Annotated in this window: 13 protein-coding genes; 4 read left to right on the top strand and 9 right to left on the bottom strand. The window is 41.6% G+C overall.

Annotation, left to right across the window (positions count from 1 at the left end; all coding sequences use genetic code 11):
* Positions 1-151 precede the first annotated feature (151 nt).
* From ERX55_RS10840 to lpdA, 5 genes are all read right to left on the bottom strand, one after another.
* Positions 152-1,546 carry an MFS transporter gene (locus ERX55_RS10840; RefSeq protein WP_133452607.1) on the bottom strand — a complete coding sequence of 465 codons (1,395 nt, stop codon included), beginning with the start codon at positions 1,544-1,546 and terminating at the stop codon, positions 152-154.
* Positions 1,547-2,072: 526 nt separating this feature from the next.
* Positions 2,073-3,245 carry a dihydrolipoamide acetyltransferase family protein gene (locus tag ERX55_RS10835; protein WP_133452606.1) on the bottom strand — a complete coding sequence of 391 codons (1,173 nt, stop codon included), beginning with the start codon at positions 3,243-3,245 and terminating at the stop codon, positions 2,073-2,075.
* An 18-nt stretch (positions 3,246-3,263) separates the two neighbouring features.
* Positions 3,264-4,250 carry an alpha-ketoacid dehydrogenase subunit beta gene (locus tag ERX55_RS10830; protein WP_133452605.1) on the bottom strand — a complete coding sequence of 329 codons (987 nt, stop codon included), beginning with the start codon at positions 4,248-4,250 and terminating at the stop codon, positions 3,264-3,266.
* Positions 4,251-4,265: 15 nt separating this feature from the next.
* A complete protein-coding gene (locus tag ERX55_RS10825; protein ID WP_133452604.1) occupies positions 4,266-5,255 on the bottom strand; it encodes a thiamine pyrophosphate-dependent dehydrogenase E1 component subunit alpha in 990 nt (329 codons plus the stop codon).
* A gap of 12 nt (positions 5,256-5,267) precedes the next feature.
* Complete coding sequence (gene lpdA / locus ERX55_RS10820) at positions 5,268-6,677, bottom strand: dihydrolipoyl dehydrogenase (RefSeq protein WP_133452610.1); 1,410 nt, start codon at positions 6,675-6,677, stop codon at positions 5,268-5,270.
* A 537-nt stretch (positions 6,678-7,214) separates the two neighbouring features.
* Between lpdA and ERX55_RS10815 the strand changes: the two genes are divergently transcribed.
* Positions 7,215-7,949 carry a TspO/MBR family protein gene (locus tag ERX55_RS10815; protein WP_133452603.1) on the top strand — a complete coding sequence of 245 codons (735 nt, stop codon included), beginning with the start codon at positions 7,215-7,217 and terminating at the stop codon, positions 7,947-7,949.
* A 192-nt stretch (positions 7,950-8,141) separates the two neighbouring features.
* Here ERX55_RS10815 and ERX55_RS10810 read toward each other — a convergent pair whose 3' ends face one another.
* Together ERX55_RS10810 and ERX55_RS10805 are read right to left on the bottom strand one after the other, a co-directional pair.
* Positions 8,142-8,846, bottom strand: coding sequence for a CBS domain-containing protein (locus ERX55_RS10810; protein WP_133452602.1), 705 nt, complete (start codon positions 8,844-8,846; stop codon positions 8,142-8,144).
* Between the two features lie 126 nt (positions 8,847-8,972).
* Positions 8,973-9,803, bottom strand: a complete 831-nt coding sequence (locus ERX55_RS10805; protein ID WP_133452601.1) for a formate/nitrite transporter family protein — start codon at positions 9,801-9,803, stop codon at positions 8,973-8,975.
* 343 nt (positions 9,804-10,146) lie between these two features.
* Between ERX55_RS10805 and ERX55_RS10800 the strand changes: the two genes are divergently transcribed.
* Positions 10,147-11,502 (top strand): YhgE/Pip domain-containing protein, encoded by a 1,356-nt coding sequence (locus ERX55_RS10800; RefSeq protein ID WP_133452600.1) that lies wholly within the window; start codon positions 10,147-10,149, stop codon positions 11,500-11,502.
* Positions 11,503-11,660: 158 nt separating this feature from the next.
* Here ERX55_RS10800 and ERX55_RS10795 read toward each other — a convergent pair whose 3' ends face one another.
* On the bottom strand, positions 11,661-12,533 hold the full coding sequence (locus ERX55_RS10795; RefSeq protein WP_133452599.1) for a DMT family transporter: 873 nt from the start codon (positions 12,531-12,533) through the stop codon (positions 11,661-11,663).
* Between the two features lie 141 nt (positions 12,534-12,674).
* Between ERX55_RS10795 and ERX55_RS10790 the strand changes: the two genes are divergently transcribed.
* Positions 12,675-13,229, top strand: a complete 555-nt coding sequence (locus ERX55_RS10790) for a helix-turn-helix domain-containing protein (protein ID WP_133452598.1) — start codon at positions 12,675-12,677, stop codon at positions 13,227-13,229.
* A gap of 84 nt (positions 13,230-13,313) precedes the next feature.
* Positions 13,314-14,156, top strand: coding sequence for a YitT family protein (locus ERX55_RS10785; RefSeq protein ID WP_133452597.1), 843 nt, complete (start codon positions 13,314-13,316; stop codon positions 14,154-14,156).
* Positions 14,157-14,194: 38 nt separating this feature from the next.
* On the opposite strand, the gene brnQ is transcribed toward ERX55_RS10785, so the two are convergent.
* A complete protein-coding gene (gene brnQ, locus ERX55_RS10780) occupies positions 14,195-15,553 on the bottom strand; it encodes a branched-chain amino acid transport system II carrier protein (RefSeq protein WP_133452596.1) in 1,359 nt (452 codons plus the stop codon).
* Between the last annotated feature and the right edge of the window lie 136 nt (positions 15,554-15,689).

Genomic DNA, 15,689 nt, shown 5'->3' with positions numbered 1-15,689 from the left:
GAATGACCTTCCTCATATAAATCGAAGATTTGCTGAAATGTTTCCGGTGATAGCTTGATTTTTCGCATAGAAAAACTCCCTATAAAGTTTTACTTTTTTAAGTGTCTACTTTATAGGGAGCATATCATATCGTTGTCTCTTGAATACTTTATTATTTTACACGTTTATCATCGTTAGGGATTAAGAACATAATAGCCAGTAATGATACTAAGGCCATACCGACGTTGACCCATAATGCAATCATGGCACCGTGCGCAAGTCCTAGCCCAACAATCGCAGTCGCATAGACCGCACCGCTGATGGCCATACCAAAACCATTACCTAAAGAGGAAGCCATTTTGTAGATACCTGCTGCTACCCCCGCTTTGTTTTCAGGCGCAGTAGAAACCGCTGTATCTGTAGAAGGCGTTGCATAGATACCTAAGCCGAACCCAAATAATAAGTAACCGATAATAGAACTGATGATATATAACATTTCCGGTAAGAATGTTAATGAGATTAATAGGATACCTATCAATGTAATAAGCGATCCCAGCATCATCGGCTTTTTCGCGCCCATTTTCTGCAGCATCTTCTCACCCACACGAATCATCAGTAACACCATCACTAAATAGGTTAATGATAACAGACCTGCTTTAAATACCGAAAATCCAAGTCCTTGCTGTGCAAATGTATTTGCGACGATTAATGTCCCACCGACTGCATTTAAGAGGAAGTTAGAAATGACCGCACCGGTATAAGGCTTGTTAGAGAATAAATGGAAATCAATCAATGGATTTTTTGATACACGTTCACGTAAGAAAAAGACAATGAATGATATCACGATCAGCGCAATTAATCCGAGTGAAATCATTGAAGTATAACCGAATTCCCCGCCTTTAGTGATGAAGAGCTCAAGCCCTAATACAAATACCACTAAAATGGCAAGACCAGGCACATCGAAACGTGTACGCGTTTCCTCATCTGCTTTTGTTTCAGGCGTTCCTTTGATCAGGAAGAAGGCAATGATAGAAAGAAGAATTGAAAAGATAAAGATCCATTTCCAGCCCATAAATGTGGCTACTGCACCACCGAAGAATGAACAGATACCTGAGCCACCCCAAGAACCGATTGACCAGAAACTTAATGCTCTCTGGCGATCTGCGCCGTGGTAGTAAGCTTTAACAATCGCTAATGTTGCAGGCATGATTGCTGCTGCCGAAAAACCTTGTATAACACGTCCTACCATCAGAACAGCCGGAATATTTGTTGCTATCACAAGTGCTGAACCTATTATACTTAAGATAAGACCTACTTGTGTCACTTTCACACGACCATATTTATCCGCTATGCCCCCTGCACCTACAACGAACATCCCACAGAACAATGCTGTCAGACTAAGCGCAGTGTTGACATTTCCCATGCTTGTATTAAAACTATCTTTTAATGTTGGTACGATATTGACGAGTGATTGAGCAAAAAGCCAGAAAGTCAGTACTGCAAGCACAATACCGATAATTAACTTATTATCGCCCTTAAACTGTTCACTTGTGTGATTTTGATTCATGATAATCCACCTTTTATCGATTTTTTGCAACACATTACTTTAATTTCCACTAATAAAAATAAGGCAAACATTTTTGAGAAAATCTGTTATATTTTTGAAATATTCAGAATTTTTGTAAGGACAGCTACTCTGTTATGAAAAATCCTGCAGTAATTCTTCATCTTTTTCAGCTTGTGTTACGGCTGTTTTATAACTGTACTACATCAATCTTCTCTCAGGACTCCTCTCCTGGTTTCTTAATAACACTAATATACACCAAAGCGTTAAAGTGCGAGACATATAAATGTGAACAATTAAAGAAAACACATATTTTTTAAGTGTATTTACCTTAAATAAGTATATTTTTAGTCTTTTATTTAAACAAAAGAGCTATGTTAATTCTTGTTATATATCATCTATCAATGCCATTATTACTTCTGTTTATTTCTTGTCAGTGAAAGGGCTTTCGTTATGAGATGTTTATCTTAAAAGTTAACAAAAAAAGACCTTGAATGTTAACTGATTACTCACATTCAAGGTACGATGATTAGTAGATATCCGCTTCACTGTTAAATTGCAGCAGATTGTTTTTGACATCTGCAAGGAACCGTCCTGCTGCAAGTCCATCCAGAATCCGGTGGTCGATTGACAGACAAAGATTGATGATGTCAGCAAATTTCAGACCGCCTTCTTCAGTCGGTATCACCCGTTTATTAATACTTTCAATCTGCAGGATGGCCGCCTGCGGGTAATTAATGATGCCCTGAGACATCACCGATCCGAATGAACCGGTATTGTTGACCGTTATCGTTCCTCCTTGCATCTGCTCAGCAGTCAGACTGTTATTTCTTACAGCACGAGCCAGTCGATTGACTTCTTTGGCAATTCCTTTTACTGATAACTCATCGGCATTTCTGATGACCGGCACAAAGAGATGATCATCTGTAGCAACGGCTATAGAAATATTGATGTCTTTAAAGAAAGTGATTTCATTGTCCACCCATGATGCATTCATCTTCGGATGTTTCTTAAGAGCCTGTGCCACTGCTTTGATAAAGAATGGATAGAAAGACAGCGAGATGCCTTCTTGCTCTTTAAAAGCAGTTTTATGCGCGTTCCGCAGTTTTACCAGTTCAGTGACATCCGCTTCTACCATCATCCAGGCATGCGGAATTTCATTGACGCTCTGTACCATGCGCTTCGCAATCGCCTTTCTGACCCCGTCTGTCTGCACTACTTCTGCAGCAGTTGATGTGACAGCTGCTTGCTCCTCTGCTGCTTGCTCCGGTCGGAAGTTCAGAATATCTTTACGTGTGATGCGGCCATGACGACCTGTTCCTGTCACCTCCGCCAGATTGATGTGACGTTCCTGGGAAAGCTTCAGGACTGCTGGAGAATAGCGGCCTCGCTTAGTTTGATCGGCCGCAGCTTTTTCTGCCGGACGAACCGTCTCCTCTACTGTTTCCTCATCCTGTGACATTGCCACTTCTATTGTCATAATCGGTTCGTGAATCGGAATATCTCTATCTACTTCAACCAGCAGTTCTTTTACAGTTCCGGCATAATCAGATGGAATCTCAGTCGTCACTTTATCAGAAGTCGCTTCAGCTATAGGCTGGTAACGCTCAATCTGATCTCCCGGCTGGACAAGCCAGTTCGTAATAGAAGCTTCTGTGACACTTTCGCCTAAACCCGGTAATACAATCGTTTTAATCGCCATGATGACACTCCTTTACTATTAGAATTCAGCCAGCTCACGCATCGCGTGTTCTACTTTTTCTTCATTGATCAGAAATTCCCGTTCTAATGATAAGGCATATGGCATGCTCGGCGAATCCGGGCCTGCCAGTCGACGAATCGGTGCGTCTAAATCGAAAAGTGCTTCTTCCGCTATTATCGCCGCTATTTCACTCATCACACTTTGTTCTTTATTATCTTCAGTTATGAGAAGGACTTTGCCTGTTTTCTTGGCTGCCTGAATCAATGTTTCTTTATCGAGCGGATAGAGAGAACGGACGTCTACTACTTCTGCTTCAATATCCTCTTTGGCAAGCGTATCAGCTGCCTTAAGTGCAAGCTGAAGTGCCATGCCATAAGCGATGACGGTAATATCTTCACCTTGTCTGACGATATTCGCCTTATCGAGCGGCACCACATAATCTGTCTCAGGGACGTCTTCTTTCAATAATCTGTAAAGACGTTTATGCTCATAGAACAATACGGGATCATCGCTACGGATAGCAGCTTTAATCAGCCCTTTTGCATCATAAACAGATGAAGGCGTGACGACGCGGAGTCCGGGTTGGCCCACAAAGATCTTATCAGTGGTCTGCGAATGATAGAACCCGCCTCTGACACCACCTCCATAAGGCGTCCGGTAAACAATCGGTGTCGTAAAATCTCCGCTTGTCCGGTAGCGCATTCGTGCGGCCTCAGACATAATTTCGTTGACCGCCGGCAGAATATAATCCGCAAACTGGAACTCACCGATGGCACGGTAACCCCTTACGCCAAGCCCGACTGCCAGACCGCCGATCAGGCCTTCTGTCAGCGGTGTATTGAAGACCCGTTTATCGCCAAAACGCGCAGCCAGATCTTTAGTCACGCCGAAGACACCCCCTTTCACACCTCCGACATCTTCCCCGAAGATAACGACCTTCTCGTCTTTTTCCATTTCTTCTGCAATGCCACGATTAATTGCTTCTAAATAAGTCATCATTGTCATAGATGTATCTCCTCTCTACTGCTCTGCCCAGACATGGGTGAGAATATCAGCGGCCTTAGGATCCGGCATCTGCTCTGCTTCATCTGTTGCCTGATTGATCTCTTCCTTCAGCTCGAGTTCCATTGCATCAATATCCTGCTGTGTCAGATAGCCTTCATCCAGCAGCTGTTTCTGAAATACAGCAAGCGGGTCTTTCGTCTTCATTTCTTCCAGTTCTTCTTTGGAACGATAAATCGTCTGGTCATCGTCTGATGAATGAGAAGTCATGCGTGACACCATCAGTTCAACCAGTCCCGGCCCTTTTCCTGCACGTGCCTGGTCAACAAACCGTTTGAATGTCAGATAGCATTCTGCAAAATCCATACCGTCTACTCGAATCCCTTCAAACCCATAGGCTGCAGCACGGTCTGCCATCTCTTTATTGGCATACTGTTCTTCGGTCCCGACCGAGATAGCCCATAAGTTATTCTCGACAACAAAGATGATCGGCAGTTTCTTGATCGCCGCAAAATTCATAGCTTCAGCAACTTCTCCTTGGTTGAAAGAACCTTCTCCGGTTGTTGCTACAGTCACAGAGTCAGATTCTTCGAGTAACGCAGCATAGCCGATGCCTGTTGCTACATTCAGTTGCGTGGAGACGGGTGAGGAATGTGAGATGATATGATGTGCCTTTGAGCCATAATGGTTAGGCATCTGACGGCCATGGGATGATGGATCCGCTTCTTTACCGAAAGAACCCAGAATGATGTCTTTAGATGACATCCCCCAGGCCAGGCAAGCGGTCATATCGCGGTAGTAAGGCAGAAAGTAATCTTTTTCAGGTTGAAAAGCCATGACCATTGCTACCTGTCCCACTTCTGCACCTTGCCCAGAAATATTAAAGGATGTTTTACCGATACGTGTCAGCTGCCAGAGTCGTTCGTCTAATCTCCGACCCCTTAAAACCTGTTTAAACGCATGGATCAGTTCTTCTTTTGTAAGTCCTGTTTCTTTCAGTTGTCTCATTTTTTCAACCTCCTATTTATGAATCGCCAGTCCGTAAGTATCCAGTGCTGCTTCCATCAGTGTCTCTGACATTGTTGGATGGGCATGAACTATATCACTTAATTCAAGCGCTGATGCATTTAAATAGATGCTTGCAGTCGCTTCGCTGATCAGTTCCGTAGCATGTGGGCCGATAATTGAGACACCGATAAGATCATCTGTTTCTGTGTCGCGTAGCACTTCGACAAAACCCTCTGCCTCTCCGTAGATAAGCGATTTACCGTTGCCTCTGAAATGAAACTTGCCGACGTTGACTTTCATATGTTCCGGGAAATTCGATGCATGATAGCCGATACTCGCAATCTCAGGCTGTGTATAAGTGCTTTTAGGAATGTCCTGATAATTAAGCGGTGGCACTGTTTTACCAAGCAGATGGCACACAGCTATTTCACCTTCTTTAGCGGCGACATGTGCAAGTTGCAGCGTGTCGATACAGTCGCCGATTGCATATATATGACTTTCTGTCGTCTGGTAATAATCATTGACCATTATGCCTCTATCATTGAACCGAACAGATGTGTTCTGTAGTCCTATCCCCATAACATTAGGTGTACGGCCCACAGCAACCATAACCTTATCAAATACCATTACATTCTGATCTCCTAATTCAATCTGCACTTTCTCTGCCTCTACTGTGGCACTCTTAACAGCGGCTTGTGTGACCACATGAATGCCGCGTTGTTCAAACTGTTTCTGCAGTTCTTTCGCAATTGATTCGCTTTCGTTAATGACGAGCCTTTCTGCATACTCGATGATGGTAACATCTACACCAAAACTATTCAGAAGCGATGCCCATTCCACTCCAATGACACCACCGCCGATCACTGCCATTTTCTCTGGCAGTTTCTGCAGGTTAAGCATACCGTTTGATGTCAGAATAGAAGTTTCATCTATCTCGACATTCGGCAATGTGCGCGGAGAAGATCCTGTCGCAATTATGAGCTTTTTCGGCACAATGATTAGTTCTTCCTCATCTAAATCCGGAAAAGTTATCGCTACAGCCCCCGAAACAGGTGAGAAGATAGAAGGACCTAATATCGCACCTTCTCCGTGATAAATCTTGATTTTATTTTTTTTGCATAAGGACTCCACCCCTTGATGAAGCTGCTCAACAATTTTTTCCTTTCTAGTCTGCACTTTCAGAAAATCGAATCCTGCTTCTCCGCTTGAGATACCGAACTCATCAGCTCGTTTTACAGTGTCATAAACTTCCGCACTGCGCAGCAATGCTTTTGTTGGAATACAGCCACGGTGAAGACAAGTTCCACCAAGCTGTTCCTTCTCAACGATGACAACCTCCTGTCCCTGCTTAGCTGCATGAATAGCAGCTACATAACCGCCTGTCCCTCCACCTAATATGAGCAAATCTGTTTCTAATACCATTAAGCCACTACCTTCCATTTCAGTTACCAAATGCATCTATCTATCCTGAAAATATCTACGGTAATTATTCTATCACTTATTACCTGCTACTAGTAACTAATAATAATTTAATTTGCAATATTGTCACATATCATGTAGATGGTTTGACCTATTCTAGATTCAATTATTAAGTTGTCTGCAAAGTAATGTTTATGAATATTAAAGGTCATTATCACATTCCCATGTATACAAAAGATATGAGAGTAACTCAGCATTTTTATACTGAAATACGAGGTTTAAGATTAGTCAAAATTTCTGTCAAATAGGATAATCTTTCTATGAATCATTTTTTCTACGGCGATGAAGAAGGCCAGCCAGGCTTTCTTCGATATACCAATTATCGGGCACATTCAAAAAGGAACAGACAGCATTTATATAGTTTGTCGTTATATTGAGTAATCATTAAAACAGAATGACCCAGAATACATGATGCACAAATAAATAGGTTTCAAATTGAACAGTTAGGGAATAGTCCATTTAAAGAAAGGGTTGTGGATGATGTTTCGTGCTAAATTTTGGCCTCTTATTTATGTGATTGTTTTCATCGGTACACTTATTATGAACTATCTCACTTCAATGAATGTCGGCAGAGTGGCCAATCAGGACCAGGCACTGATCCAGCCTGCTGGTTATGCTTTTTCGATATGGAGTCTCATTTATCTCCTTATTATCATCTGGATTATTCGTCTGTTTTTTGATCAGCAACAAGATTACGGTTTAACACAAGGTGAGAATCTAACATTCTGGCCGATTCTGAACTTTATTTTAAACGGCTTATGGATTTATGTTTTCACAAAGAACTGGAAGCTTGCTTCAGTCATTGTTATCATTGCTTTACTGCTCACTTTAGTTATTATTTACCGAAAAATATCACAATATCATAATGATCCATTTGACCGCGTAGTTTTCGGCATCTACTTTGCCTGGGTCACTGTAGCAACGATTGTTAATATCTTTACATATGTGAAATCATTAAACGTTTCAAACGTACTTGGCATGTCAGAACTGACATGGACATGGGTGATGTTGATTGTCGCAACTGCTCTTTGTCTTTATATCGCATTTAAGTATCACGATTTTCTATATCCGCTAGTTTTCGTCTGGGCCTTTGCTGCTATTTACTTTGAAAACCAGAATTCATTATTGCTAATGGTTCTTATCGGATGTATGATCGTCCAGGTTATCACAGCTATCACTGTATTGATACGAAACTTAAAAAATTCACAAAAATAAGAGTCTAGGACATAAGTAGTTCTAGCTTGTAAAAAAGACGAAGAAAATGTGTATACACCATTTTCTTCATCTTTTTTAATTTTTATAGATAATCTGACTACCTGCGGCAGTTTATCATGGAATTTCCGTTTTTTTTTCGAGCCGTTAGATAAATCGTATATTTAGTTATTTATGTCCCAGAGTCGTTTTTAATTAGAGATATTCTATGACTTTCGGCATATCCCCCGGCGTAATAATACCGACAATATCTTCTCTTTGTTTGATGGCTCCTGTTTTTGAAATCAGCATGGTCAACTTCGAATGGCCCTTCTGGTTGATGCGCTCTATCATTTTTTTCTCGATTTCATAGAGCGGCATATCCTGCTTAACAACTTCATAAGATGCTCCTTTATCATCTTTAGATAACAGTTCACTTACTTTATATTTGTTTAGATCAAGCGGTGTTTCTTTACGCACAGAAGACAACCAGTTCGTAATACCGTTGTCTGTCAAAATACCGAGAAAATGTTGACCTTGAAAAACTGGATACTGCGAAACATGATACTGCTCCACTAGTTCCAGTACTCTGAGTAGACTATCCGTATCATTTAAACTGATTACTTCTTTACTGAAGATACTGACGGTCGCTGGATTTTCGAACTGTTGCCGGATCGTCTTCAGCATGTCAATAAATTCTGCTGTAGGCTCTGCTATATTAAATGTCTCTTTCTTCTCATGTACAAGTAAATTGCGCAGTTCACGGGCCATGTTGATATCATCCTGATATTGCTTAATGACAGGATGTTTCTCTTTCAATTGATAGAAAAGTGAACCAAAGTTATTATCACGCTTTGTGTATTTCTTCATCGCTTCATGAAGTAAATTGAATTCTGTCAGAAACTGATCCGAATTACTCAAGTGTCATCACCCCTTTAAGCTTTCTATACCCGCTTACCCTATCATCACGGCCTTACATCTGCTCCCATTCTTCTCATCAATCACTAAAAATACGAACCTTCAGAGAAGGTCCGTATTTTTAGCTTTCTATTTTACTTTAACGATGTCGTCACGATGGCCGTTCAAGTAAGAATAGACTAAACCAACAAAGATACCGCCACCAATATAATTACCGATGAAAGCGAAGATAACATTTTTCAGGATATCCATCCATGATATAGCATCTGGATTGTAAAATATCATACCTGCGAATAACCCTGTATTATAAACAACGTGCTCGTAGGCCATAAAGACGAATATGACCACACCGATGCCGACGAAGAATGCTTTCGCGAGTGCTTCTTTACACTGCATCGCAATAAAAATTCCAATATTGATAAAGAAGTTAGCAAAGATCCCTTTAATCATAATCGCCAGCCAGGTGGACTCGATTGTCTTAGCAGAGACTGTCTTTGTCAGTGCAGCTACCATTTCAGGCGTCATGACTTTAGTGCCTGTCATCATACCGAATAAGATAAAACCGCCAATAATATTACCTATAAAACAATACGTGAAGATTTTAGCGACTTTCCCCATTGAAATCGTACGATAATAGAGACCTACTGTCAGATACATGAAGTTACTTGTTAAAAGTTCCGCTTTTGTCAGGACAATCATAATGAGTGCGATACTAAAGGCGATAGCACCCAAAATATTGACGAGACCATGACTTGCCCCTTCAAATTGTGTTTTGACAGCTAAAGAAAAGACGGCCATGATCGCCAGCAGAAAACCTGCTATTATCGCTTTTAAGATATAGCGGGCCGGTTCACGGTCGACGTTCACTTCTTTTAAAGCCACTTGCGTCAATGCTTCTCCGATGTTATCTGTGCTGGTAAAGGTGTCAGAAACGGACTTAACTGGTTTTTCAATTTGCATAAGCGAATTCTCCTTTTGTGAATGTGTTAACATAATTTAATTTTAACACTTTCCAATTATAAGAGAGGAATTATTTTGGCTATTTGAGCAAAAAGGACTTATTCTTATTTAAAGCTACCTGACGCTCTCTTCTCTGTTTACTACCCTACTTCCTTTTCCTACAAGCTTATTTTTATTGATACAGTCAATAATTTTTCGGTTTATTTTCTACTAATAGTCATTTTTATAAATTATGTATTTTATTAAACGTAATTTCCATTATTGATTATTGTGTTCTTTTTTAAAATTACTATAATATACATATCAATCATTAATCAACACATTGTTCAATAAGGAGGACAAGATGAAAATTTTAAAGAATAAACTGTTTTATATTCCATTAATTGCAGGGGCATTGCTCATCTGGATTATGTCGACAGCCTTCTATCCTGCATTCAATCCGAAACCGAAAGATCTGCCCATCGCCATCGTCAATATGGATAAAGGACTTGAAATCCAAGGTAAAAAGATGAATATCGGTGAAACATTCACAGATAAAATCAAAGATAATAAAGACTTGAATGAAACAGTGGACTTTATCGATGTGAAAGACAAAGACGCGCTGCAAGCAGGATTCGATAATAATGAGTATTACAGTGCTATTGTTATTCCCTCCCACTTCACGGAAAATGCAACGAGCGCGATGCGCAGTGAAATTCAGACGGCTAAAAAAGCTGAAGCGAAGACGAAAGCCGAAAAAGCGCAGGCAGAATTAAAAGCGAAAGTCGTAAGCGGCGAAATCCCACCTCAGCAAGCACAGAAAATAGCGCAGGACATGCAGAAGAAAATGCAGGAAATGCAGAAACAAAATGCAGACTTATTAAAACCGATCACCGTCAAGAAAGGGCAGCTTGAAGTGATCATCAATCAAGGGGCATCAAGCCAGGCGGCTACTATCAGCGATAAAATGCTGTCAGGTATGGGTGACAATATCAACAAAATGATCAGTCAACAAGCAGTAACACAACTCGATAAAAATAATATTAAAGTAGCAGCAGCTGATATGGATGCTGTCATGAATCCTGTTACTGTGAAACACACAACTTTAAATAAAATTCACGAGCACCAGGGCAATGGTATGGCTGGCATGCTACTCTTCACACCTATCTGGATGGGCTCTCTTGTAACAGGCGTTCTGCTCTTCTTCGCGTTCCGTACCTCTGGTTTAATCACACAAGGTGAGCGTCTGAAAGCAACCCTGATGCAGACACTGATGGCCGCGGTCGCAGCGATCGTTTCAAGTGTGCTGGGTGTATGGTTCATTACACAAGTGCTCGATTTCTATATGCCAGACATCACACAGACCACAATATTCATCGCTATTTCGATGTTCGGTTTTATCATGCTGATTCTCGGTGTCATGGCATGGCTCGGTATGAAAGCTATTCCAATCTTCGTGCTGCTGTTATTCTTCAGCATGCAGATGCTGACGCTTCCTAAGCAGATGCTGAACGAGTTCTATCAGAAATATGTCTTAACATGGAACCCTTTCAGCTTCTACGCAGATGGTCTCCGTGAACTGATCTACTTGAATAAAGACTTAACGCTCAATACACCTGTACTAGTGATGATCGGTTTCGCCTGTTTCGGTCTTGCCTCATCATTACTGGCGGCAGCTGTTCGTAAACATAGTACAAAACGTGCAGAAGTGCCTGCATAACAGGAAAACCGATTTCTCAGTTAAAGAGAAGTCGGTTTTTTTAGTTGATGACAACATTCATTTATATTTAGTTCCTCTTCTTTTGCAAATCCATCGTTTAACTAAACAGCTGCAAATAAAGCATCCTGGTCTATAAAAGGGAATTTCATAAATAAGTCTTACTTATCTCCACTGAACCAGATAAATACGGCCTGTCCGATGAGAATAATGGTGATGCCGATAAACTGGTTGATCGATATGCCTTCATTCAGAAAGATATAGCCCAGCAGACAGGTGCCGATGACCTCACCGAGTATTGCCATGGAAATAACGGTTGTGCTCAGCCATCTGATCAGGAAATTAAAGATAGTCTGTCCCATGATCGTCGCAAATAAGGCAAGTGCCAGGAGGTAAAGCCATGTCTCCGCACTGTAATGCGTCAGGTTACTGCGAGTGATCAGACAGTAGATTAAAAGAAAAATAGCACTGCTGCCGTAACTCAGAACAGAATACGCAATAAGACCAGAGTGCTTACGCGTACTCTGACCGATAAAGAAATAGACTGTAATGACCGCGGCTGCGATCAGAGCGAGTATATCTCCTATTAGAGCCGTTGTACTCAGCTGCATATCACGGTAGCCGATAATAAAGCAGCCCATGATCGCGATGAGGATACCGATCAACGCTTTATTATTCAGACGTTCCTGATACAGATAGTAGCCACCTATCACTGCAAACAACGGCTGCAGAGTGACAATGACTGTGGAACTCGCCACTGATGTATAATCAAGCGACTGAAACCATAGGATATAATGAACAGCTAATAAAATACCGCCGACAAATATCAGTCCTAATTTTTTCCTGTTGAAGCTGCTGATTTCTTCTCTGATTCGATGATCACCCAGTGCGAAAGGCAGCAACATGGCTGTCGAGAACAGCATACGATAGAACGCTGTCACTTCCGGAGGTGCAGCGGCCAGCTTCACAAAGATAGCTGAAGATGATAAAAATAGAACGCCTAGAATAAGCAGAATAAATTGTTTTCCTTTCAAAACGGTTCTCCCCTTTGTACACTATATTAAACAAGTTAATTGTATAGTATACGAAGTCTAATCACTATCTTATTCTGCCAGATTTAGTATGTTGTCTTTTTTACAGCTGAAAAGTCAATATGCTAAACAGAAAGGAGCTTCATGAGTCATATAGGCCGTACAATCGCAAACTATCGTAAGATGAATCAGATGACTATCCGAGAATTCGCTGACCATTCAGAAATCAGTACATCACTTATCAGCCAGCTGGAACGGGGCAAAGGGAATCCTTCATTACATGTACTGGAACGCCTTGCCCAGGCGTTAGGTGTACCGTTATTCACCCTGTTCATCAATGATATCGACCCTGCCACCTTAATTTCGAGAAAAGCCGACCGTCATAAAGTCTACCGTGAAGATAATGCTCATATTGTCTATGATGTACTGACACCGGACTTCATGAATACCAATCTGGAGATGCTGATGATGGAGATCAAGCCTTGCTCTAATACGACTGAGAGTCATTATGTGCATGACGCTAAAGAAGAAATTGCTGTCATTATGAATGGACACATCCAAGTAGAACTAGAAGGGACAGCCTACCCGCTCAGTGAAGGCGATGTCGTAAGAATCCCGAAACACATCAGACATCGCTTTATCAATGATAGTGAGGATTTTGTGAAAGTACTGTTTGTTCTGACTCCTTCATTCTATTAAAGAAACCAAGCGCGTCTGCACTTGGTTTTTCTTAAATTTACTTTGCTATAATGAAATTAATCTATTTCGTGAAGGAGATTCCATATGCGTATCCAAGATCACTTTGTTTTTAAGCTGTTAGTGACTATTGTCGGGTCATTTATCATCGGCATCAGCTTTAACTTATTTCTACTTCCTCATCACGTGCTCAGCAGCGGTTTAAGTGGGGTCGCTTTACTTGTTCATATCCTGACTTCCCTGGATACCGGGCTGATTAATTTACTGATTAATCTACCTCTCGTGATCCTCGGCTTCTTAAAACTGCCTCGTCAGGTTATGATTCAGACGATATTAAGTGTGGGCTTTGTGTCATTCTTCTTATCCCTTATCCCGGTGACACAGATATCCACGGAGCCTGTGATTGATGTTATTTTTGGTGGTGTCCTCTGCGGTCTCGGGGTCGGGGTTATTTTGAAATATTCCGGCACAACAGGGGGTATGGATATCATTGCCATGATCATCTCGCAGCACAGTAATATTTCTATCGGTGCCGTGATGACGGCTTTAAACGGCCTTATTGTACTCTGCTCAGGCTTTTTTCTCGGTTGGAGCAATGCACTGACGACTTTACTTTCTATTTACATCACCGGTAAAGCTATTGATACCATCTTCACTTCACACATCAAACTGACTGTCAATATTGTGACGACTGAAGGAGAAGCAGTCAGACAGGCGCTCATTGCCTCTATTACACGCGGCATGACTATTACCGATACATATGGCGGCTATACCCGGAATCCTACTCAGACGATTATGATGGTACTGACCCGCTATGAACTCCAGGATGCCATTCGAGTCGCTAAAGAAGTCGATCCAAACTGTTTTATCAATGTCTATGAGACAACAGAAGTCCACGGGCATTTTGCAAAGCCTGGTTCGCAGAAATAACCATTGAAAAGAAGCCTGGAGATTCTCCAGGCTTCTTTTTACAGGCTGCTGTTCAATTGTGGTTTACGCGTTTTATAGATGATAAAGCCGATAACAAAACCGAGGACAGCTGGAAGCACCCAGCCCATACCGATTGAAAAGAAAGGCAGATAATGATTACCGAAGTTGATGATGCTTTCTGCAAATGCCGTCTTACTCAGAAAAGCAGGACTTGCTTTAATACCGTCAATAAGCGCTGCAACCAGTGTAAAGTAGATAGTTGCCTGATAGACCACTTTCGAATCATGGTACAGACCGCTGAAAAGCGTCAGCAATATCAGAACGATAGAAAGCGGATATAAGAACATCAGCACTGGGATTGAATACGCGATAATCTGCGTTAATCCGACATTCGCGATGATAAAGGCCACAAGACTCACGACTGTCGCAAACGTGATATATTTCTGACTTGGAAACAGTTCTACAAATGTTTCAGAGAATGCTGTAATCAAGCCGATTGCGGTTTTCAAGCAGGCTACAATGATAATCAGTGACAACAGGATAATGCCATAGTCACCTAAATAATACTGTGCAATCTGAGCGAGAGCGATGCCCCCATTATCACTGACTTCGAACTTCCCTAAACTCATCGTCCCCATAACAGCGAGCAGTGTATAGATCAGTCCCATCAGAATCACTGTAATCAGTCCTGACTTAAGCGTTTCTTTGGCGATGGTCTTAGGATCAGTGATGCCCAGCTTCTTAATCGTTGTCACGATGATGATACCGAACGCGAGTGACGCCAGTGCATCCAGTGTATTATAGCCGTCAATGAAGCCCTTCAACAGGACAGAATCCTGATAGTCAGACGAGACAGCTGCCTCCTGGATTCCCCCCATCGGACGCACCATTGCCAGCAGAATCAGCAAGCCGAGGAGGACCAGGAAAACCGGATTCAGGAATTTACCGATGTAATCCAGAATCTTTGACGGGCGACGTGCAAAGAACCAGGCAACAATGAAGAAAATACCGCTGAATAATGCCAGGTATAACCCGATTGATTCCTTTGGCAGCGCAGCGCCGAATGCAATCTCAAAAGAAGTCGTCGCCAGTCTCGGCAGGGCGAAGAAAGGTCCGATGACCAGATAGAGCAGAATGGTGAAGATATAGGCATAGGTTTTATTGACCCGGTTGGCAATATCGAAAAGGCCGTTTGTCTTGGAGACACCGATGGCGATAATACCGAGAAAAGGTAAGCCAATTGCCGTGATCAGAAAGCCGAGATTGGCCATCAAGACATTTGAACCTGCTGTCTGTCCAAGGTGAATCGGGAAAATCAGATTCCCTGCACCGAAGAACAGACCGAATAGCATCGATCCGATAAACATGTTTTCTTTAAAGGTAAGTTTTGATTTCATAATCATATCCTCCATATTAGTCATTCATTAAACCCGTTGCTTGCGTGGAAGAATTTACTGATGAAATCTCTTTCCCTTTAACGTGGTAATGTAATTATTCCTTATTATAGTATAAAAATCAGAAAATTTAAATAAA

The sequence above is a fragment of the Macrococcus bovicus genome, assembly GCF_004359575.1.
Taxonomy (GTDB): domain Bacteria; phylum Bacillota; class Bacilli; order Staphylococcales; family Staphylococcaceae; genus Macrococcus; species Macrococcus bovicus.
This window is presented reverse-complemented; position numbering and strand designations above follow the sequence as displayed.